Annotated in this window: 18 protein-coding genes; 6 read left to right on the plus strand and 12 right to left on the minus strand. The window is 42.2% G+C overall.

The window, feature by feature from the left end:
* Nucleotides 1-55: 55 nt before the first annotated feature.
* Nucleotides 56-1507, plus strand: a complete 1452-nt coding sequence (locus tag LJ658_RS00625) for a DUF5723 family protein (protein ID WP_230544512.1) — start codon at nt 56-58, stop codon at nt 1505-1507.
* On the opposite strand, the gene tsaB is transcribed toward LJ658_RS00625, so the two are convergent.
* The 5 genes from tsaB to mscL all read right to left on the minus strand — a co-directional run bounded on the left by tsaB (nt 1504) and on the right by mscL (nt 3674).
* The gene (gene tsaB, locus LJ658_RS00630) at nt 1504-2193 is read right to left on the minus strand and encodes a tRNA (adenosine(37)-N6)-threonylcarbamoyltransferase complex dimerization subunit type 1 TsaB (RefSeq protein WP_230544513.1); all 690 of its coding nucleotides are present in this window, start codon (nt 2191-2193) and stop codon (nt 1504-1506) included. The two genes, LJ658_RS00625 and tsaB, sit on opposite strands and share 4 nt — an antisense overlap.
* A gap of 74 nt (nt 2194-2267) precedes the next feature.
* Nucleotides 2268-2510, minus strand: a complete 243-nt coding sequence (yidD, locus tag LJ658_RS00635; protein WP_230544514.1) for a membrane protein insertion efficiency factor YidD — start codon at nt 2508-2510, stop codon at nt 2268-2270.
* Nucleotides 2507-2890: a ribonuclease P protein component gene (gene rnpA / locus LJ658_RS00640; RefSeq protein WP_230544515.1), complete on the minus strand. Its 384-nt coding sequence runs from the start codon at nt 2888-2890 to the stop codon at nt 2507-2509. The genes yidD and rnpA overlap by 4 nt, the downstream gene beginning before the upstream one ends.
* Nucleotides 2891-2962: 72 nt before the next feature.
* Nucleotides 2963-3121, minus strand: coding sequence for a 50S ribosomal protein L34 (gene rpmH / locus LJ658_RS00645; RefSeq protein WP_175268754.1), 159 nt, complete (start codon nt 3119-3121; stop codon nt 2963-2965).
* Nucleotides 3122-3272: 151 nt separating this feature from the next.
* A complete protein-coding gene (gene mscL, locus LJ658_RS00650) occupies nt 3273-3674 on the minus strand; it encodes a large-conductance mechanosensitive channel protein MscL (protein WP_230544516.1) in 402 nt (133 codons plus the stop codon).
* Nucleotides 3675-3821: 147 nt separating this feature from the next.
* On the opposite strand from mscL, the gene rpoN reads away from it, so the two are divergent.
* Nucleotides 3822-5297: an RNA polymerase factor sigma-54 gene (rpoN, locus tag LJ658_RS00655; protein WP_230544517.1), complete on the plus strand. Its 1476-nt coding sequence runs from the start codon at nt 3822-3824 to the stop codon at nt 5295-5297.
* A 94-nt stretch (nt 5298-5391) separates the two neighbouring features.
* On the opposite strand, the gene LJ658_RS00660 is transcribed toward rpoN, so the two are convergent.
* From LJ658_RS00660 to LJ658_RS00680, 5 genes are all read right to left on the minus strand, one after another.
* Nucleotides 5392-6414, minus strand: a complete 1023-nt coding sequence (locus LJ658_RS00660) for a type IX secretion system membrane protein PorP/SprF (protein WP_230544518.1) — start codon at nt 6412-6414, stop codon at nt 5392-5394.
* A 183-nt stretch (nt 6415-6597) separates the two neighbouring features.
* On the minus strand, nt 6598-9165 hold the full coding sequence (locus LJ658_RS00665; RefSeq protein WP_230544519.1) for an MBG domain-containing protein: 2568 nt from the start codon (nt 9163-9165) through the stop codon (nt 6598-6600).
* A gap of 61 nt (nt 9166-9226) precedes the next feature.
* Nucleotides 9227-11329 (minus strand): gliding motility-associated C-terminal domain-containing protein, encoded by a 2103-nt coding sequence (locus LJ658_RS00670; RefSeq protein WP_230544520.1) that lies wholly within the window; start codon nt 11327-11329, stop codon nt 9227-9229.
* A gap of 9 nt (nt 11330-11338) precedes the next feature.
* Complete coding sequence (locus tag LJ658_RS00675) at nt 11339-14938, minus strand: PKD domain-containing protein (RefSeq protein ID WP_304610916.1); 3600 nt, start codon at nt 14936-14938, stop codon at nt 11339-11341.
* Nucleotides 14939-15026: 88 nt separating this feature from the next.
* Nucleotides 15027-15476: a response regulator gene (locus LJ658_RS00680; protein ID WP_230544521.1), complete on the minus strand. Its 450-nt coding sequence runs from the start codon at nt 15474-15476 to the stop codon at nt 15027-15029.
* 115 nt (nt 15477-15591) lie between these two features.
* On the opposite strand from LJ658_RS00680, the gene LJ658_RS00685 reads away from it, so the two are divergent.
* Nucleotides 15592-17772, plus strand: a complete 2181-nt coding sequence (locus tag LJ658_RS00685) for a 7TM diverse intracellular signaling domain-containing protein (RefSeq protein ID WP_230544522.1) — start codon at nt 15592-15594, stop codon at nt 17770-17772.
* 14 nt (nt 17773-17786) lie between these two features.
* On the opposite strand, the gene LJ658_RS00690 is transcribed toward LJ658_RS00685, so the two are convergent.
* A complete protein-coding gene (locus LJ658_RS00690) occupies nt 17787-19544 on the minus strand; it encodes an ABC transporter ATP-binding protein (RefSeq protein WP_230544523.1) in 1758 nt (585 codons plus the stop codon).
* On the minus strand, nt 19534-21276 hold the full coding sequence (locus LJ658_RS00695) for an ABC transporter ATP-binding protein (protein ID WP_230544524.1): 1743 nt from the start codon (nt 21274-21276) through the stop codon (nt 19534-19536). The genes LJ658_RS00690 and LJ658_RS00695 overlap by 11 nt, the downstream gene beginning before the upstream one ends.
* A 100-nt stretch (nt 21277-21376) precedes the next feature.
* Between LJ658_RS00695 and LJ658_RS00700 the strand changes: the two genes are divergently transcribed.
* The 3 genes from LJ658_RS00700 (at nt 21377) to LJ658_RS00710 (ending at nt 23248) form a co-directional block, all read left to right on the plus strand.
* Nucleotides 21377-21979 (plus strand): GNAT family N-acetyltransferase, encoded by a 603-nt coding sequence (locus tag LJ658_RS00700; protein ID WP_230544525.1) that lies wholly within the window; start codon nt 21377-21379, stop codon nt 21977-21979.
* Between the two features lie 68 nt (nt 21980-22047).
* The gene (locus LJ658_RS00705; RefSeq protein ID WP_230544526.1) at nt 22048-22269 is read left to right on the plus strand and encodes a CDGSH iron-sulfur domain-containing protein; all 222 of its coding nucleotides are present in this window, start codon (nt 22048-22050) and stop codon (nt 22267-22269) included.
* A gap of 169 nt (nt 22270-22438) precedes the next feature.
* Nucleotides 22439-23248: a tRNA pseudouridine(38-40) synthase TruA gene (locus LJ658_RS00710; protein WP_230544527.1), complete on the plus strand. Its 810-nt coding sequence runs from the start codon at nt 22439-22441 to the stop codon at nt 23246-23248.
* The last annotated feature ends 39 nt before the right edge of the window (nt 23249-23287 follow it).

The following is a 23287-nucleotide window of genomic DNA, read 5'->3' on the forward strand; positions in this document are numbered from 1 at the left end:
TTGAATTTTATCTTTAGAAACTTATTATTATTAATCTCCTGATTATAATTTATAGATGAAGAAAACTTTATTTGTTTGGTGCTTTATTTTAATTACAGTTAAAGTTTTTGGGCAGCAATTTTCGCAATACAATACCGGCTCGTTATATGAGTCGTTTGAAAATCCCGCGCAAAGGGCATTTATACCTGACACCACGAAGCAATTCGCTTTTAACTTTTTCATTCCTAACTTTAATGCTAATCTGTATTTTACCGGCAACGGCCAGGAGGCATTGAAAACACGCGCTTTTTCTGCATATTATAATACAGCCAACCTGGTAACCGGCCAAAACGCGTACAACCGTGTAAATGTCAATGCAAATGCTTATACCATAATGTTTAAAGTATTTGGCAGTGAAAATGGCGACCAGGAAGTGGGCTTCTCACTCAATACAAAGGCAGAGGCGCGTGGTTTTGGAACCGACGAATCTATTGCGCTATTTAACGGATTCACCAATTTCCCGGCCAACAGCTATACCAACATTTTTAACGACAATATTTTTTACCAGGCTTATCACCAGATAGGATTTACCTATCGTGAACAGGTCACAAAGAAATTTGCGTTTGGAGTTAAGCTGAGTGCACTATCCGGTCTTACTTACAGGAAAACTTCGATAGACCAGTCGAGCATAAGTTTTAACAAAGCAACCGATGAAGCAACGTTAACCCTGCAGGGGACTAACATGTCTAACTCTACAGCCGGTCAAACCCATAAACAACAGATCCTGCCATCGTTTAGAAACCCGGGTGCGTCAATCAGCATAGGTACCTCATATATTGATGAAAGTGGTTACAAATGGCAGGGTAACATCAAAGACCTGGGCTTTATCCACTGGAGCAGCCAATCAGAAACCACCTCATTTAGCGGCAGTGAGCATATTGCCGGATTCTCATCCACTACGCGGGAAAACACAATAACCCATGGCCTGGATAGCCTTACCAGCGGCGGACAGGTAAAAAAAGCCTTTAACTCTTATACCAATGGCCGGGCTGAGCTTAGCGTAAGTAAATCTTATTGGATGGATGATGAAGAAAATTTTAAATTTACGCCCACACTGATCGCTTCAAAAGAACTTTTTTATAATGGCTTTACCATGGCATTGGTTGCGCCGGTAAAAATCGGTAAACACACCGTATCGCTTACGCCTTCTTACAACGAGTTAAAGCTGTTAAACCTGGGTTTACAATATATGTTTAAGTCTGCCAATTCGGAGTTCTTCATCGGTAGCGAGCGGCTTATGGCAACAGGAAATTTAATAGGCGATGCTGCCAAAGGAAGTTCTAAAAGCCAAACTCAAACCGAAATCACACAGGGTAGTTTTTCAGGCATGGATTTTTATATGGGCATATCGTTTAAGTTCGGGCAGACCATTGAGCGCCGGCTAAATTCAAGCACCATACCAACTGGCGATAAAGGATTTATCGGCAAGATCTGGGAGAACCTGTTCCATAAAGACAAAAATTACTAAGCCTTTTTAGGGGTAGTTACTAAAAAATCTTTTAGATAAAAAGGTTCAAAATAAGCAACATCCTCAAACTCGCCGTTAAGAAATTTTTGCGCAGCTTTTTTTGTAAGATGGGCGGCCGAATTAGTGAAGTCAGGTATAAATTTTGCATTAGTATTCTTCTCTAATACTTCCTGGCATTTCTTTGCGCCATCGCCAAAAAACAGGATCTGATTGTCTTTAAGTTCCTCCGCAAAACTATACTCATCTATAATCTCCGCAGAAGTAGGTTTTACAACATTTCCGGCCGCGTCAAACAAAGCGGTGTAAACTTCCATGCGCCTTGCATCTATCATAGGGCAAAGCAGCGTTTTAGGCTCAATATCCTCGAGGGCAATAATACCTTCTGCCATAGCGTCCAGTGTTTCTATGGCTATCAGTGGTTTATCAAGGGCAAAACAAAGGCCCTTAGCGGTAGACACGCCTATACGTAAGCCCGTGTATGAACCCGGTCCGCTGCTTACGGCAACTGCAGCCAGTTCGCTGTATTGCAAACCTGCTGTGGTTAACAGTTCATCAATATAGAGTGTAATTACTTCCGCGTGTATATTACGTTCGTCCAGCTGTTTAACAGCAATAACGTTCCCGTCCTGTGCCAGGGCGACAGAGCATACGGTAGTGGCAGTTTCTATTTGTAGTATAAAGCTCATTTTAAAGTAGTGAGTTAGGAGTGGTAAGTACTGGTAATAAGAACGCTTTACTCAGGCCCGTCACCGGTAACCAATCAGGGCACCGGGTCATGGCCGTGCCCTCCCCAGGGATTGCAGCTGGCTATCCGCTTTAAAGTTAACCATCCGCCTTTAAAAGCGCCATGTTTTTTAATGGCCTCAATACCATACTGCGAACAGGTGGGCGTATAACGGCAGGATGCGCCCGTAAGCGGCGAAATAAAATATTGATATATTCTTATCAGCAATACAAAAAAGCCTCCTATAACAGCTTTAAATATGGCTGCAACGGTCGTCATTTTATAAACTCGGTATTAAGCTGCGTTAAAAGTTTAAGCATCTTTTTTTCAATAAGCTCATAGGCGGCTATTTCCTTACCGATATAACCTATGGACAGGATTATCTTTTTTCCGGCAGTATCAAGCTGGTTATACAACTGCTGTTGTTTGTTTAACCTGTAGGCTTCGCGCATGCGCCTTTTAATCAAATTACGATCAACTGCGCGTTTATAGCGTTTTTTTGAAACCGAGAATACAATCTGGACCGGAACCGGCTGCGGTTCGGCTACAAAAAGCCAGGAAGCTTTAAAGGGATAACATAAAAAAGAAGAACCGTTATGAAAAAGCTCATCAATAAGCCTCTTATTACATAACCGTTCTTCTTTTTTAAAGGTGTACATAGTTACTAAATATGAACCGTAATTTTAACACAACAGGTTCAAACTCCGGGTAACAGAGCAGTAACCGAATATCTATGCTTTATGGCGGCCTTCGCTCGATACAGATAATTTCTTTCTGCCTTTAGCTCTTCTTGCTGCTAATATTCTTCTACCGTTAGCAGTAGACATGCGCTCACGGAAACCGTGTTTATTTCTTCTTTTTCTTTGAGAAGGCTGGAACGTTCTTTTCATGACTTTTTTATTCTATTTGTTTTTTAAAACAAGAGCGCAAATGTAGTGTAATTATTTAGTTTTTCAAAACTACATTTCGAAAAAAGTTCATAGCCTGTTGTTAATAATTTAAGGTTTGAAAATTAATAATGCCGATAAAGGTTTAAAGGATTTATTTTTTTGCCAGCAAATCACGTATTTCGGTAAGTAATATTTCCTCTTTGGTAGGTACAGGTTCGGCAGCCGGCTCGGCTTCCTCCTTCTTTTTAAGCGAGTTAATACCTTTAACAATAAGAAAGATGCAAAATGCGACTATTAAAAAGTCAATAATATTATTTATGAATAAACCATAGTTAATGGCGGTTTCAGGGGTCTTGCCAATTGCCGGTTTAATTACATACTTAGCATCTTTAAAATCAATACCATTAAGCAGCATGCCTAAAGGGGGCATAATAATATCAGACACCAACGACGCGACTATTTTGCCAAATGCAGCACCAATAATAACACCCACTGCCAGATCAACCACGTTGCCGCGCATGGCAAACTCTTTAAATTCTTTTACAATAGCCATAGTTTAAAGTTATATTGATAAAGTTATCACAAAATTATAATGCTGTCCAAACAAATGTTCTTTTTCAGCATTTACTCATAAAACGTTTTCATTTTAACTTAGTTTTAAAGTTATAGGTAATTGATGTAGATTTGCCATATCTGATTTATGCTTAAACAAAACCTCCAACAGAAATTATTACAGAAGCTATCGCCGCAGCAAATTCAATTTATAAAATTGCTGCAGGTGCCTACGGTATCATTGGATACCCGTATAAAAGAGGAGTTGGAAGAGAACCCTGCGCTTGAAGATCTGAGTTTAACCAATCTTAATGAGCCGGAAGAACAATACCCTGACCGCGATCCAGACGAAGATACCTACAACAATGATGAGGAGCGTGGTGAAATGGACGAATTCAACATTGACGATTACCTGCAGGAAGATAACGTAAACGAATACGGCTCGCGCTATGACCAGAATGGTGATGACGAAGAGGACCGTAAAGAAATACCTTTTGCCGTACAAAGTTCATTTTTCGAGTTGTTGCAGTCGCAGCTGGATATGCTGCCGATGTCTGACAAGGACTTTAAGATAGCCAACCAGATAATTGGCAGTTTGGATGACGATGGTTACCTGCGCAGGCCGATAACTTCGCTTACTGATGACCTGGCATTCTCGCAAAATGTAATGGCCGAGGATGAAGAAGTTGAAGAAATGCTAAAGCTGATACAAAGCTTTGACCCTCCGGGTGTTGGCGCCCGCAGCTTACAGGAATGTTTGCTGATCCAATTACGCAGAAAAGATATCAATGACCCTATAATAATTAAAGCAATCTTGGTGGTTGAACATTATTTGGATGAGTTTACCCGCAAACATTATGATAAGCTTGAAAAATCATTGAACATGAACTCGATTGAGTTGCGTGGCGTTGTAAATGAAATTTTAAAGCTTAACCCCAAGCCCGGCGACTCGAACGAGGTGAACACCAAGCAAATGCAGGTTATCCCTGATTTCCATATCAAAAACAGCGATGGTGTGCTGATACTTACCCTTAATTCAAAAAACGCCCCCGAACTTAGAGTAAGCCGGTCTTACCAGGAGATGTTTCAGCATTATGATAAGGCATCGCAAAAAGATAAAAAGTTAAAAGAGGCTGTACAATTTGTTAAGCAAAAGCTCGACTCGGCAAAATGGTTTATTGATGCAATTAAACAACGCCAGCAAACCCTGCTGAAAACCATGAACGCCATTATGCATTACCAGTATGATTTCTTTTTAACCGGTGATGACAAGAACCTGAAACCCATGATATTGAAAGACATCGCCGATAAAATAGGCATGGATATATCAACGGTATCGCGGGTTGCCAACTCAAAATATGTACAAACGGAATATGGAACTTTCCTGTTAAAATCATTCTTCTCTGAGGCGATACAAACCGAGAGCGGTGAAGAAGTATCCAACAAAGAAGTTAAGAAAATACTGGAAGAACACATAGGTAAAGAAGACAAACGCCACCCACTGGCCGACGAGAAACTAACCGAAATATTAAAAGATGCCGGCTATAACATAGCACGCCGTACCGTAGCCAAATACCGTGAGCAGATGAATATACCGGTTGCACGGTTAAGGAAGGAATTATAGTAGAGATTAGAGTTTGGTGATTAGAGATTGGGTTAGATGCAGACAACTAACCTTGGTAAACTAATCTCTGATTAACTAACCGCTGCCGGGGGGCTTAAAATCCGTGTTGCGGGCAGGTAACCTTATATTTGTTATTGAGCAATAATCCGATAATTATCTCGTGGGTACCATTACTTACCGTATTTAAAGACGAGGTGGTAATATCATAGGAATACCCGACATTGATAAAAGAACTTAAATTAAACCCGGCCAGTATACCGAATGAATCATTATGGCGGTACGAGCCGCCTAACCAAAACTTATCCTGGAAAGAGGCTTTTAAATTAATATCGTATGTTAAAGGCACTGGTTGTATCTCCTTTATTAAAACGGATGGCAACAATGTAATATCATCCGACACATATAGTTTAGTACCTGCTGTAAAAAAATAATGCGGTACGGTTTTACTCACATCAACAGTGGTGGTAGACGTACTGAAATAAAGGTTCTGCTTTAGCAATTGCTGTACCGATACACCAACATAATAATCACCCGAATATAGCCACGCCCCTACTCCCAGATCGGGTTTCCACTGGCTGTTATTACCATTTGCAATGGCCGGATCAAGCGCCGTGGCTAAGGTAATTTCGGACGTATTTAAACTGATATGATTAAGACCCGCGGCTACACCAACTGACAGGTTAAGCCGCGGCGCCAAACCGATATGATAAGCATAGTTTGCCGCGACATTGGTTTGTGTAATAGGGCCCGCCTTATCAGTAACCAACGTAAATCCTATTCCGTGATGGGGTTCTGAAGCCCGGTAATTTTGGGTATATAACCTGCTTGAGGGATTTATCTCGCCACCACCCGGGAAAGCCGAAGCATCACCCTCTAAAAAGTTAGTCCCGATAGGCGCATTTACCGACAGGAAACTGGTTACCGGCGCGCCGCTTAAGCCAGTCCATTGACTGCGATACCCTAATTTTGCATCAGTATAGTTTTCAATTCCAGCTACCGCGGGGTTTAAAAGAAAGTTATTAAAAACATATTGAGTGTACTGCGGCAACTGTTGGGCCATTGCTACCTGTGTACTGAAAGCAAAAAACACCAATAATAAATATATGGCTCTCCTCATCAAAAAATTACGCCGCATATACGTCTATATCTTATTGGTTGTAAAAGCAGTGATTACAAGGTTAATAAAAAGTATATTTTAATTATAATTAATTAACGAATATAGCTTTTCTAAATTATTTGGTATATAGTTAGCCTTAATATTTGCCGCTCAATTATATTATTTACAATTTTGGCACCGGTACTATCGTATGATGGTTAAATTACCGGTGATTGATTTGGTATCGGCATTAAATTTTATGATATAATAATAAGTGCCTACCGGCAATGCTGCCCCGTTGTATTGACCATTCCAGGGATTAGGATAACCCAGCGAGTAAAATACTTTATTACCATAACGGCTAAATATTTCGACAGTACATTCGGGATATTGTGCTATATTTTGTATATCCCAGGTATCATTAACCCCATCGCCGTTCGGCGTGAAAGTATTGGTAACAATAACCGCTTTTGTTTTTACTGTCAAAACCCCGGGTACATATATAATATCATAGTTGGTGGCCGATGCCCCGCTTATTGTAATTGGATATTGCCCGGGAAATGAAGTCCGTACCGCTGTTGTGGTCACTACGGGCAACGTTATTAGTTGCGAAGCATCATCGTTATTTACAAAACCGCTGTATTTTATGGTTAACACCGGATTAGCATCGCCAAAATATCTTTCTTTATTTTCGGCTGTTATAGTTAATTGCGCAGGTGTTACAACAATATCGCCCGCTACATACTCAGGAGAGTAATTACTTAATGTGAGGGTTCCGCCGGTTGGCGCTGAAGGAATTACAGCGCCCGGATAATTCCCCAAAGCTGCGGTAGCCGCCGATCCCGCCCCGTAGACTAACGTGACACTTCCGATAGTCTCATCATTCTTTAACCCTGTTGTTTTAAATGTCGTTGCACCCGCTAATGTTGTTAATGCAGTACCATAGGTTTTGGTAACCGCGTCCGCTGTTATAGTTAAAGGAGCAAGCGTAACCTCGCTCAAAGCCGTAGCGATGCCTGCTTTTGTCGGCCCGCTGCTTAAAATGATGTTTCCGGCGTATTTATTAACGGGTGCAGTAGCTTTAAGACGCACATAAACCGGGGTGGCCAATACGGTCCCACCGGCCCCCACCAGTATATCGTCCTTAAAAGTTATGCCATCGGTACTTACCTCAAAACCCGGAGGTGGTGATACCAGGATACCTTTATCTATATGTGTACCCGATACGGTAAAACTGGTTGACGACGAAGGTGTGCCATATGAGGTAGTCTTTGCAACCATTGTTCCGGTTGTTAAAATAGCCGGCGGCGGAGGGTTTACCGTTATTGTAAAATTAATAGGATCACTACATGTGCCAGGGGGATACTGGGGCGGTATAACTCCGTTTGGGATAGAATCAACAACCGCATTATTCTTTGTATTTACTACCGATACATACCGGTATTGAGCAGGCGTATAATAATTAGAAACCAAAAAGCTGGTATAGATATAGTTACCATCATAGCTAACCACAGTAAAACTGGTTGAAATATGGTAACCTACTGATAACCAGGGGTCGCTTATTTTGATGGTGGTCACTACTTTATTGGCATCTAAATCTATAACGGCAATTTTCTCTGCATTGCCCAGGTCCCCAACAACATACAGTGATTTATTATCAGGGCTCAAATAGAAACTTTTAATTGCTAAACCGGTCCGGACGGTTGTTAAGGCAAGGTTTCCTGTATTGAATATGGTCACCGCATCATTAGTGTCGTCACTTGAAAAAAAGAATATTTTACTTCCGTCCCGGCTCATTAATGCCTGAATGGGTATCGAATATAACCCGATATTTACCAAGCTGCCGGTTGAAATATCTATGATGTGCATTGTGTTTGAAAAAATGCTTGTTACATAGGCAAATTTGCTATCCGGACTTATTTCAAGTTGTACAGGCTTGAATACCGGAACATTAAAATCAACGGTGTTTGTTAAAAGATTAATTATGGTAACAAGTCCTCCAAGCTGGTTCAATAAAATCATCCTGGTGCCGTCAGGGGTTATTGACCCACCCGTAAATAAACCAATTGGTATGCCTAAATCTATAAGTGCCTCAACCGCGTTAGTAGAAGTATTAACAACCGAAACTGTCTTAAACGAACTACCAACCGTAAACGCAGGTATATAAATTTTGCTGCCGTCGTTATTAAGTTGCAAATTAGAAATACCCAGGGGGATGTTAATATTGGCAATAACGGTATTTGTCAGCAAGTCGACCTTGTACAGCGTATGCGTATCGCCGGCACTTGTAAAGTATCCTATAGTGCCGTCTTTACTTTTTTGCCGCAAAGTACCGTTGGGAACCAATATGGTAGCTATTTGCGTATTGGTTGTTGGATCAATGACAGACACATAACCTCCGCTGTTACCATAAAGGGGCGGAGGTATGGGTGTAGCCACCGCATTTATATAAGCCACTATTGGTGCAGACGTTGTATTTATAGCCGTAAATGAGCCTATGTTTCCGGTACCTTTTGCCGCCAGGCCGATTTCGGGATTGCTGTTTACCCAATTAAACACACATTTCGTTACGGGAAAATCAGGAACATTCACCACATCACCATTTGTTGCCGGAATATTTACCTGCGCCTTTAAGCCGGAAATCCCTAAAAAAAAGCACAAAACAGGGGCAATAAAAAGCAATCGTTTTATTGCATCAGGTAGTTTTTTATGGGATACTAAAATCTTCAAGGCATAAAATGGCAGTACTAATTTATTAATTAAGCCTGACATTTTTAATAATCATAAAAATAATTGATTAATAACAAGTTAACCTAATAATACTATTATAATATCAGCGTATAATAGCTATATAGCCGGTAATGGGTTTAGCACCACTCCTAAGCCTGATTACATAATAATAAGTACCTGCCGGAAGATCAGCATTGTTATAAGTCCCGTCCCAGGCTACGGGGTAACCAACCGATTGAAAAACCTTATTGCCAAACCGGTTCATGATCTCAACCGTACAGCCGGCATATAAATTCAGATATTTTACATCCCAGGTGTCGTTTATGCCGTCGCCATTAGGTGTAAACGCATTGGGGGCTACAATTTCGCCTGATAATATTTCAAGCACACCGGGCACATAGCTTGTTACGGCATAATTAGCAGCTACGGCCCCGCTTACCGTTATAGGATACTTGCCTACCGGCGATATGGTAGTTGCCGTTGTTGTGATCAGGGGCGGTATGGTTAATTGTGCCGGGCCTTCGTTATTTACAAAGCCGGCGTAGCTGACAGTCAGAACAGGATTTACATCACCTGCAAATTTGGTTTTATTATCGGCGGTTATAGTTAACGGCGCTTTTATTACAGCACCATCAACTGGTACCTGCACATCAGCTGCCCCGGGGCTCGTTAACGTGATGTTGCCCGCCGGGCTGCCCGCCGGCGTTGTTGCTTTTAACCTCACAAAAATCTCGGTGGCAGCAACATTTCCGCCTGTACCAACAGTAAGTGTACCGGTAAAGGTTATATCATCCTTACTCAGTTCAAAGCCCGCAGGGGCTGTAACCACTATTCCGCCGGTAAGATAGTTGCCCGCCACGCTAATTGTTTGCGCGGTAGAGGCGGTGCCATAACGCGTTGACAAAGTTGATGAAATACTGCCGGGATCTGCTATTATGGGTGCAGGATTTACTGTAATTGTATAAGTAACCGGCAAATTATTGCACCCTATGCCGGCAGATACAAAACTACCTAGGGATATTGCACTCATTCCTCCTGTAATTATTGGCGGCAAAATTGTATTGGTTGCTGTATTAATAACGATAACCTGGTCGGGACTTTGGCAGGCTACATAAACCTCCTTACCGTTCGGACTCATGGCGATACCTTCGGGGATGCCGGGCAAAGGTAAATTCGAAACCGCTTTAGTAACCGTATTGAATATTGACACCGAATTTGAACCAGAGTTGGCAACATAAACCGTATTACCATCAGGCGAGATGGTTATCGCAAATGGGTTATTCCCTACCGTAACCGGGCTAACGGTGAGGCTTTGGGCATCAATAACCGAAATGGTGTTGGTATAGTCATTTGTAATATACACTTTACTGCAATCGGGGCTTACAACGATACCGGTAACATTTAAACCTATGTCTATGGGCGACCCTATATATTTATTATCTGCCGGGTTTATAATAAAAAGCTTTCCTGTTGCTGTATTACTGTCGGCAACCACATATAATCTTTTGCCGTCACTACTTACCGCTACAGCAAGTGCATAGGTTATTGAAAAATAAGAAACAGCATAACTTGACAGATCTATCACCGCTACCTGGTTTGAAACTTTATGGGCCACGTAAGCTTTCTTTCCGTCAGGGCTTATAGCTATTGAACCGGCGCCTTCTTTTAAAACAATAGGCGGACCAACAGTGGTGTTAGTTGCAGCATCTATAACAGACAATGTTGAATTAGTTTTAGGGCCGTTTTGGTTATTGGCATTTACAACGTAAACATATTTTCCGTCGGGACTGACCGCCACACCCCAGGGTTGGTTATCCACCGAAACATTTTTAACCAGCAAATGGGTTGAAGTATTGATTACCGATACATTATCAGTTACCGCGTTGGCTATATATGCAAATCCATCGTTAGTTGGCGTAGCGGTTATGGTAGCAGTTACCGGTGAGTTACCGCTGTTTTTAGCTATAAAAACCGGAACATTGCCGGCTCCGCCCGAGCCCAAACCTATTGCGGGATTATCACATACCCAGGTGTAAGTGCAACCTGAGGTTGAAAATGGCGGCAGGCTTACGGACTCGCCTACAGTTTTGTCAAAATGTAACGTCTGCGCACTTACCCTTGCAAAAATCGAAAATAAGACGATAGTTGCAACAAGCCAATGGCTTGTTGCCGGTTTAAATTGCTTAATGGCTGCTATAAAGCTCAAAACTTTATCTTATCTAATAATTGTTACATAACCCGAAACCGGTTTCCGGCCACTATTTGGACTAATAATATAATAATAAGTACCAACCGGCAAATCCCCGCCGTTAAATCTGCCATCCCAAGCCCTGGCATATCCATTGGCGTAGAATACCTTAACACCAAACCGGTTAAATATCTCAACAACGGCGTTGGGGTATTCGTTTAAGTACTTTATATCCCAGGTATCGTTTATGCCGTCGCCGTTTGGTGTAAAGGCATTGGGGATAACCGGCAGCTTTAAAACCTTTACTTCGGTTTGTAAGACAGTTGAACAGCTGCTTTCCACAATGTTTTCAGACGTTACGGTTAACGTATATCTGGTATCATCTGTCACGTTTACTACCGGATCGGCAATATTATCGCGGCTTAACCCTGTCGACGGCGACCACTTATAAGTTAACGCGGCCCCACCGGCCACATTTGCAACCGGCCTTAGCGTAACCTGCTCGCCCTCAAGTATGGTGTATTGTGTCGGTAAGGATACAACCGGCGACGGATTTACTTTAACCACAAAACTTGTTGAATAAGTACAACCGGTACCGTCGACTGTAAATAAATAATTAATAGTATAAGTACCCGGCCCGGCTACCTTAGGATCAAACAAACCTTTAGCGCTTATACCCGTACCGGTAAACAACGATTTGCCGGGTAAATTAGCATTAACGCCAATAGTTACCGCGTCATCATTCTGACAGAGGACTAAGGGCCCGGTAAATGCCGTAGTGTTATTTATCATCAGGGTGACTACAGGATTTGGGTTTATATCAATCTCTGTAGGTGGCGAACTGGCGTTAAAGCAGGTTTCGCCGGAGTAAACCACCAGTACAACATGCTTTTTTTGAACGCCGATCGAATTATTTAATCCATAAAAATGATGATAGGTTCTGTCACTGCGCATGGTGGTCCTGTCATAGGTCACACCTTCCGTCGGGTGGTTATCATAATCAAAATACCATACCAGTTTAGTTATACTGCCAAAGTTTGGCACTACCGACTGGTCGGTAAAAGCAACGCTGTCACTGCTGCATAAATTAGCTTTGTTTAAGACATCAAACGCTGCCCAGGGGTCTGAGCCGTTCACGGTAAATGTCTTAGACGCCGTTGTAGTGCATCCATACTTTGACGTAACCGATAAAGTAACTGTGTAATTGCCCGTTGCGGTATATGAATGTTGCGGATTTTTTTGTGTCGATGTATTCGGGTTTCCGCTTATCGCATCCCCGAAATTCCACAAATAGGTAAATTCAGATTCGGTATGGTCAGCTATGGTACTGATTGATGTAAACTGCGAATTGCGGTCGTTAACACATACATCGGGCAAAACAAAATCAACTACCGGTACGGGATTGACAATAATTGTCTTTGCCAGCGTATCGCTTATACACCCGCCGTCGGTTGTAACGACTAGCTTAACGGTACGCGTGCCGCTGGTGGCATACGTGTGAGTTGGATTTTGAAGTACAGAAGTGGTAGTATCACCAAAATCCCACGCCCAGGTTTTAATGGCTCCTTCACCAGCCCGGGACGATGATGAATTAAAGGTGACAGTTTGCCCAATGCAATCAGGCATTGAGATTGTAAAATTAGCTACCGGCCTTGCTATAACATGTACGGTTTTAGGGTTAGATACACTGACACAGCCACTGTAATCAGTTACCGTTAAACGCACAGTATAATCATTAGCGTTTGTATACAAATGTTTAGGATTTTGATCTGCAGATGTTGTCTGGTCGCCAAAATCCCATAGCCATGATTTAGCAGCGCCAATTAAGGTAAGATCAGTCTTATTAGTAAATACCGTACTGTCGCCCAGACAATTACTGGCTGCCACCGCAAAATCAACAACCGGCGGATTGGTAATTGTAAAATCATTCTCAATATCCTGATCAGATCCGCATACATCAGCAACAGGGTCAAACACCGTTGCAACAACGTTATGTGTCCCTGCGGTGAAATTCACCGCCTTAGGGTATTCATATACATAAAACGTTTTATTGTCTTTTATACTACTTGATTTTACGGTTGGGTTATTATCGGTAAAGATGGTGGCGCCGTCTTCCTTCCAGGTTATTTTTGTTGTTTGATAAGGCAGGGTGACCTGCATTTTATAAGCTACGTTACTGCAGCCGGCAGTTTGCGTTACTGTAGGGTTTTTGGGGTCCTGTAATGCTACAAACTCATTCAGATCCTGCAAGTTGGCGCCTGCCGCATAACCGTATGATTCGGTACTGCCAAACCCGTAAGCAATGGCATTGAATGGGGCCGATGCACTGATGGTATGCGTACCGGCACTAAGCGAAACGGTGTTATCGCCGGTTTGCGGGCCCGAGGTTACCGCAAGTTGGGTGTACGAATAAATGGAATTAGGTATCGGTATAAAACTGTTGGCGTAACTTGTTCCATCGAGCGTAAAGGACCCGACCGCGGCAGTTGGAATAACCACATTTACGTAGCTTCTAACAATCCGGTAATAACCGGTTGAGTATAGGGTAACATGGCTAAGCCCCTGTTCTACAGGGCTAAGGTATATCATTTCAGGATCGCCGACATCGCCAAAACCTAGCGTGCAGTCAATCGTTCGGTTTTGCGTTGGCGAATATTGTACCACCTGTATTGGCTTGTCGCCGGTAATTATATTAGTTGTTGCCGATTTAAACTCGTAATAAAGCCCATTTATAAAAGCCGATGGACTTATTACCGAACCATTTAAGGTAACCGAAGTATTAGGATCGCTTAAAACGATACGATAAACGTCAAATGGCCTTGATAATAATGGCGTAGTAACGTAATTTTTACCCCAGGTAGAAGTTGGATAAACCTGTTGAAATAAATTATCAGAACTAGAAGTGCTGTCAACCCCACAGCCTATGGCAATACGGCTACTGCCGGAGAAGACTGCAATTTTTTTACATGATTCGGTACTGGTACTGATAGATTGAATTTTTGTGCCGGTAAGATCTTTTAATGCCAATCCCTGGTAAACCTCACCTTTATTTAAGGTTATGGTATAAGCCGAACCTGCGGGAGATCCATCCAACAATTGTGCTGTTGGGGTTATGGATACCGTTGTATTATCCTCTGTCGCAATTATATTAAAAGTAGAGAATGCGGGGTTTGTGCGTGGCGCGTTTGAAATTTGAGTGTAATTAAGCGATAAATACTCCTTACCCATGGCATTTACCGGCAGCAGCAAAGTAGCGCCGGATACATTAAACGCATAAATATGTGCATAAACAGCTATGGGATTGGCGGACGTTATATGGATACCGCTTCTTCCAAATTTGCCAAAGCCGTTTAAATACGCGCTCGATGGGATATCAATAAAAGTTACCTGGTTTGCGGTTACCGTAAAATTTTGCAGTAAAGTGCCGCCAATTTCAACACTACCGGTAGTTGAGATGTCCGAGGTTATGTATAAAACCATATGGGCACCGCTAACCGGATTGGTTACACCATTGTTATGGGACATGTAGGCCGTCCAGAACTCAGTGCCTTTATTACTTTGTGAATAAGCTGTAACACTTACAAATAGTAACAGGGGAATTACTGCAATGTAAAATGCTTTTTTCAAATTGCTTATGATTTTAAAAATACTGTTTATTTAACGCAGATGATATTGTAATAATATACGCAACTTTTAATAAAACAGTTGCTAATTATCAAGGCCTCGGTTTTCCCATGGCATCAAGCTGGGCGTAGGCTAGTTGTAGTTTGCTTGCCAGTTCTTTATTTTCCTGACGGAGATTATAGATCTCGAGGGCGTTTTCAATGTACATTTTAAGCTCATCATTTTGCCAGGGTTTAACCAGGTATTTGTAAACCTGGCCTCGGTTAATTGCATCCATTACAGCATTAATGTCAGAAAAACCTGTCAGCAGTATTCTTATCGTATCCGGATAAACTGGCAAAATCGATTCCAGAAACTCAATACCGGTCATCCCGGGCATACGTTGGTCTGTTACAATAACACCAATTTCCTGGCTATCCAGTATTTTACGCCCCTCTCTCGCCGAACTCGCCGTAAATATCTCGAAGTCACGCCTGAAAGCTGCTTTAAAACTATTCAAATTGTTAATTTCGTCATCAATGTATAATACACCTATTGCCATGGTTGATATTTAGTTATTAGGATTATTTATATTTTAAATTTAAAAGATGCCCGAAATTTTAAATTTCTGTGCATTTTTATTGTTACTATAGGTTACAGCTGCTGCTTTTGTAAAAATGAAAAAAATATTGTTAATCTTATGTTTCCTGTCACAAAATCTTGGTGTATTTGCTGCGAAAACTGACACTTTAAAAATCAGCGACGGTGAAACCCGCTATCTGACCAGGCAATATTTTCTCGAACTTGAAGATCCGGACAACAACATACTTGCGAAAGATATCATTAATAAAGATGGCTTCCATCCTATTTCTGCTTCTTTCCCGCGTTTAAAATATTCTAAGTCGGTTACCTGGCTTAAGTTTATTATTAAAAACAACAGTAACGATACCTACATCCCATTAACGATAAGCAAAAGTATAATTGACGAATTCGATATTTACTTTATTGAAAAGATAAATTATAACGGACAGAAAAGCACCCGCCTGCGGCACCTTTCATCAAAAGAGGCCCAGTATAATGCCAATATGTTAACCCAGAGCATTACACTGGTTAACGTGCCGCTTGCCCGTGATTCATCAATGACCATTTTTGCCCGGATAAAAAGTAACGCTTCTACCATAATACCCATAGAAGTAAACAGCGCTAACCAGTTTATCCAGAAACGCAGTGTAGAAAATGTAATTAACGGCGGCATTATCGGGATGTTTATTATAATGGCGCTGTATAACTTAATGTTGTTTGTTATAGTTGGCGATAAAAACTACCTGTATTATGTTATTTATATCGTTTTTTTGGGCTCGACACAATCGTTGATACTGGGTATCGGCAGTAATTTGTTCCCTGATAATACACAGCTTTTAAACGATTATATAACCCCTATTTTACGGATATGCTTTGGCTTTTCGTTGTTGTTATTTGCCGGAAGCTTTTTACAGTTTAAACAAAACATTAAGCCTTATTATAAATTTTACCAGCTGCTGTATATACTCTATACATTACCACTAATAGCCGCACTTTATGGCTTTACGCACCTGGCTTATACCCTAATTACTTTAGCCACTTTATTGACCTCGACAGGGCTGCTTGTACTGGTTACCATACTTTACTCAAGAGGATTTAACCCGGCTAAATTCTTCATCCTGGGCTGGGGACTGTTTTTGATATCTATCTTAGTTTCAATTGCACGTAATAATGGGTTGGTGCCGTACAATTATTTTACCCTTAATATTGTTATTTACAGCGCTTTAATTGAGTTGATCTTATTTTCGGTAGCGCTGGCCGATAAAATCAATTTCTACAGGAGCCAAAATACCGAATCTCAATTAGCCGCGCTGGCCATAGCCAAAGAAAACGAACGCCTGATAACTGAACAAAATATATTTCTTGAGAATAAGGTAAAGGACCGGACGCAGGAATTAATCCAGACCAATCAAAACCTGTCGGTAACCATTGACAATTTAAAATCAGCGCAAATACAGCTGGTTGAAACCGAAAAAATGGCTTCGTTAGGTTTGCTTACGGCTGGCGTGGCTCATGAAATTAACAACCCCATAAATTTTGTGGGCGCCAATGTAAAACCGTTGCGCGTTGATTTTGACGAAATATTTTCATTGCTTGGCAAATATGAGAAAGCAGCAAACAGTATTGACAGGCCCGAATTACTAAATGCTGCCAATAAATATCGCAGTGAAATAAACGTAGAATTTGTTAAAAATGAGATACATACTTTATTAGATGGAATAGAAGAAGGCGCCGCCCGGACAGCAGAAATTGTACAAAGCTTACGCACCTTTAGCCGGATGGACGAGCTTGCCCTGGTGCCGGCCAATATTAACACAGCCATATTAAGCACCCTGGTGATATTAAGAAGTGCCATACCTTACTATATTGAGGTAAAGCCGATACTAAACAAACTGGAGCCGTTAAACTGTTACTCGGGCAAGATCAACCAGGCCCTTTTAAATTTGATCAATAATAGTATCCAGGCTATTGCCGCAAAGAAAGTGCATAAAGATGAAAATATCACTATTTACACACATGATTATCCTGACCATATCACCATTGAAATAATAGATACGGGTATTGGTATGTCTGATGAAGTTAAGCAACGAATATTTGAGCCCTTTTTTACCACAAAAAATATTGGCGAAGGCACCGGCCTGGGCCTGTCAATTGTATTTGGTATCATTGAAAAACACAACGGCAGCATTCACGTACAGTCAAAGCCGGATGTAGGCTCAAAGTTTACCATCATGCTGCCTAAAAACCTGGAAGACGCCGGTGACGATCATACCTAGCAGCAATCCCATGATCAGCTAACTCTTTTTCCTTTAAGCAACATATCCATTGCATCGTTTAATGAACCGGCCCGGCTAATTTCGCCCGAATTTACGAAGTAGATCTCGTCTGCATTCTCAATGGTATTTAAGCGGTGCGCAATAATTACCCTGGTTGTGGTAGCTGGCAGGTTATTTAAAATATCGCCCAATAATTTTTCAGTAATCGTGTCGATATTAGCGGTAGCTTCATCAAGGATCAATAATTCGGGATTACGTAAAACGGCGCGCATAAAAGCGATCAGCTGTTTTTGACCCAAACTTATACTATCACCACCTGATGAAACCTGCGTGTCCAGCCCGTTTTCAAAAATGGCCAGCAAACTACCCAGGTTAGCATCTGCTATCACCTGTTCCATCTGTTCGTTGGTATGGTCTTTATAAAGCGCATTGCCGTACAATATATTTTCGCGCACGGTACCTGTAAATAAAAATGGCTCCTGTAAAATAAACCCTATTTTCTGCGAACGCTCTTCATCATCATAGCTTCTGATATCTTTTCCGTTTAATAATACCGCGCCTTTATTAGGATCATATAAACGGGCTATTAACGATGCCGTGGTGGTTTTACCGCCACCGGTTGGGCCAACTAAGGCATAGGTTTTTCCACGCTCCATTTTAAAGCTAACGTTATGCAATATCTCCTGGTCATCCGCATAACCAAAGTGTACGTTTTTAAACTCTAATAATGTTTCTGATGATGGCGGGGTGGTGTCGTCTATGTTTACCAGGTTAGTATCCAAACCTAATATCTGCGATATCCTGTCCCAGGCGGCCATTGCCGTCTGGAAGTTTGCCCACAGCGCCGCCAGTTGCCTCAACGGGTTATAAAACAGTGTTACATAGGACAGGTAGGCTATCAACAAGCCGATTGAAAAATCAGTCCCGATTAAATAAATACCATAAACCAGTACGGTAAGTTGCGCTATGCTTGAAAATAAGCTATAAACCGGCATAAAAATATTATTGGCCAGGCCCGCGCTTATGGCAGTTTTATAATTTTGCTGATTAGCGCCGTCAAATCTCTTCCTGAAATAATCGCGCCGGTTAAAAGCAATAATTACCTTAAAATTATTCAGGCTCTCCTGTATTTCGGCACTCATGCCACCAACGCTTTTTAAGTTTTTGGCATTGGCTTTTTTAACCCAGGGCGACACCAGCGTGGTAAAGATCAATATCAGCAGCATAGGCGCAATAGCGGCCAGGCCAAGCTGAACATGGATCAGCAATAAAAATATACCGGCACCGGTCATGGTAGCTATACTACCAATAAATTGAACTAAAGATTGTGAAAAAAACTGGTTCAATTTATCCGTATCATTATTTACCCGCGATATCAGGTCGCCCGCTTTATTTTGGTTAAAAAAATCAACCGGCAACAATTGCAGTTTGTTAAAAATGGCATTGCGCAAGGTAAATAACATGCGTTGCCCGACTCCACCCATCAGCTTGGTTTGCAGGTAACTGGTAACCAACGCCACCAGGTACATACCCAATAATATACCAGATGCCACCAACACGCCGTGATACTGCCGGGTTTGCACATATTTATCAATGGTATGCCCTATAATCAGCGGCCCAAGCAAATTAAGCGTCGAGTTAAGGATAATTGTTATTGTTGCCAGCAATAACGTACGCTTTTCGTGCGATATTAATTGCAGCAACTTTTTTAACGCCGCTATGTTCGAGGTCTTTTCGGCCTGCTCTGATAGTTTGTTCAAATTATAATTCATAGTTGCTGGTGCTTTGTTGTGAATTAAAAATTTGCACATACTCCGGGCTGGTATGCATCAGGTGCTGATGTGAGCCGCTGGCGATGATCTCGCCCTGCATCAATAAAATCACCTGGTCGTAATGCTCTATAGCCGCTATTTTTTGGGTTACCGACAGCAAAGTTATGTCCGGATAATTTTTTTGGACGTTTGCCAGTATTTTTTTCTCGGTATTGGCATCAACGCGGGCAGTAAAATCGTCAAGTAATAATACTTTTGGATTAACAGCTAGAGCCCGCGCTAACATGATCCGTTGTTTTTGACCACCTGATAAGCTGGATCCACGCTCAGAAACAATGGTATTTAACCCATCGGGCAAACTATCCACAAAATCTTTCAGCTCGGCCGTATCAATTGCTTTTTGCAGCGACTCGTTGGTAACGGTGTCGCTAAACGCGATATTTTCGCGGATACTCATATTAAAAATAATACTGTCCTGAAAAACAAAGCCTACCTGGCTGTGAAAAGCCTCGCTGTTATAGGTATTAATGGGTTTGCCGTCAAACTCTACACTGCCGGAATCCGCAGGTATTAAGCCGGTGAGCAGATATAGCAGCTGCGTTTTACCCGCAGCTGTCGGGCCGATAATCGCGATTTTTGAACCTGCTTTTATAGACATGGACACATCCTTCAGTGCAGGCTTTTGCCCATAACTCACCGTTACCCCTTTTAGCTCAATGTCTCCTTTTATGGCATCCGTCAGCGTTCCGCTGTCTTCCATATCAGGAGCGGTTAAGATCAGCGTGATGCGGGTGTATGATGCCGTCGCCTGCGCAATGATATTGCTCATAAAGCCAATGACCAGTATCGGGAAGATCAGCATGGACAGGTAGCTGTTAAAGGCTGCAAAATCGCCTAACGTCATACTTCCGTTTATTACATAGTGACCACCCAATGCCAGTATCGTTAGTGCCGACATATTAGCGGTGAAAGTAATTACCGGGATCAGCCCGGCAAACATCCGTAGGATAGACAGGCCAAAGTCACGCGCTTTGGTATTAGCCTCCAGAAACTTCATGATCTCCAGGCTTTGCGAGTTGATTACCCTTATCAGCGCGGCGCCTAAAATACTTTCGTTGATGATCTTATTTAACCAATCTATTACCTGGCGGCTCTCTATAAACAACGCCCGGACCTTTTTCAATACATAAAAAAATGTTCCGCCAATGATGGGGATGATGGCTATCACGGTTAGTGCCAGCTTCCAGTTTATCGTCAGCAGTAAAATACTTGCGCCCACTATGATAAATAGTGATGATGCAATAGACACAACAGCCTGCGATACAAACAGCTTTATAGAATCGGTATCGGCGGTTAAATTGGTGAGCAGCTTTGACGGATTGGCTTTTTCAATAAAAGCATGGCTTTGCCTGGAGATCTTGTCAGATAACCTGGTGCGCAGATCGCGTGCCACGCGCTCAGATGCATAGGTTTGAATAACGCTTTGCAGGTAGGCAAATATAAATATCAGTGCTATGGCGCCGCTAAACCGGACAACAGTATGTTTAACATCAAAGTTTTTATGGGTATAAGCATCAATACCGCCGGCTATAAGTTTGGGCAGCAGCAAATTGATACTATTGCTTAATAAAGCAAACAGCAATAGCAAGGCAATTAAACCACCATAAGGCTTAAGCAGGCTAAAAATGCCCGGCGATTTTTTTTGATCGATATTAGGTTTTTCTGGTGGCATGTATGTTTATTTGCAAATATTAGCAATAGTTTCTGTTCTCAATACCAAAGTAGACGATTGTTTTAATAAAACATTTTAACAATTACAAAAAAATCAACAAATGGCCCTAAACTTCAATAAAGAAGCAGCATATACGTTAGAAGATAATAGCGTGTTGTTGAGACCACTGCAAATAACAGACCTGTCCAACCTTTTAGCCATTTCGCTCAATGAGCCCGAAACCTGGGATTACTCCTCAAAAACAGCCGCAGGCGAAGACGCTTTAAAACTTTATATAGAAGAGGCTTTGGCGGCCCGCACTGCGGGTACAGAATATCCTTTTACGGTGTACGATAAAAGCACCGGGGCTTATGCCGGCAGCACCCGTTTTTATGACATACAGCCCCAAAACGAGGCCCTGCAATTGGGCTATACCTGGTATGGAAAAGATTTCAGGGGTACGGGGTTAAACAAACACTGTAAATTTTTATTGCTGCAATTTGCTTTTGAAACGCTGGGCGCAGAACGTGTTGAGTTTAGAGCCGATAACCGTAACCAACGCAGTATTGCTGCCATGAAAAGCATCGGCTGCACGGTTGAGGGTGTGATCAGGAGCCATATGCCGCTGCGTGACGGCACCCGCCGCGATTCAATAATATTAAGTATTTTAAAGGATGAGTGGTACCATACGGTAAAAGAAAATCTTAAAGCCAAACTAAGATAGGTTCTGAATAACACTTAATCGGCGAAAGCCATAGGGATTGAACTATATTTGGCGAAAATAATTTATACATGAGCACAAAACTTACCATTAATAACAACGGATCAGTAAAGATTGAAGGCGATTTTGAAATCGTTGATATGCAGGGCGCAAACTATGGCCTGCAGGGCCGTACAGTTGTTTCAATTTGCCGTTGCGGCCTGTCAGCCAATAAACCATTTTGTGACGGATCGCATAAAGGACATTTTGAACACAATGCTGTTGCGTTTGATTTGCCTCCGAAAAAAGTTTAATTAGCTATTTCCGGGGTGTTCCACTTTGCGTGAGCGGAACGGAGCGGAACACCCGGAACAGAGCGGAACACCCCGGAACGAAGCGGAACACCCCGGAACAGAGCGGAACACCCCGGAACACCCCGGAACACCCCGGAACACCCCGGAACAGAGCGGAACACCTGACCAAATGAGATATTTCATACACATCGGTTATCATGGCACTAAATATAGTGGCTGGCAAAGGCACCCGGGCGTATTAAATGTTCAGGAAGTTTTGGAGACCGCGTTAAGCGGCCTTTTAAAAACACCCGTTTTTATTGTAGGCTGCGGCCGTACCGATGCGCAGGTACATGCAAGCCAGTTCTTTTTCCATATGGATGTGGAGCAGGAGTGGAAATTCGATCTCTTTTTTCGCCTTAACAAAATTTTGCCGGATGATATCGCCGTATTTGATATTATCCCCATGGACGGCCTCCCCCATGCCCGTTTTGATGCCGTACAACGCTCATACGATTATTTTATCCATACCTATAAGGACCCGTTTTTAGGCCAGTTTAGCTCACTTTACCCGGAAAAGAACTGGGACCTGGGTAAGATGAAAGCAGCCGTGGATTTGCTCCCGCTATATAATGACTACCGCGGTTTTTGCAAAAGCCCCAACCGGAACGACCATACCTTCTGCAATATATCGTCGGCCACGTTATATACGGATGAAAGCGGCGACAAACTCCGTTTCCAGATCTCGGCCAACCGGTTTTTAAGTAAAATGATCCGGATCATTATGGGCCGGCTGCTGGATATCGGCCGCGGTAAAATGAGTGTGGATGAGTTTGAATCTTACCTCATCAGTAAAGAAACGCCGGCTATTATCATCCCCGCTTATCCGCAGGGATTGTATCTTTCAAAAGTAACCTACCCCTACCTCGACCTGCCGCCGCGCACAACGTTTTCGGCAATTTTGCAAAACAGGGTGGATAACGGGTGGCTCGAAGTATAATTTGATCGCTGCAATCTTATAATCAATCCTCAGGATCCT

The organism is Mucilaginibacter sp. UR6-11 (assembly GCF_020880695.1).
In the GTDB taxonomy this organism is placed as follows: domain Bacteria; phylum Bacteroidota; class Bacteroidia; order Sphingobacteriales; family Sphingobacteriaceae; genus Mucilaginibacter.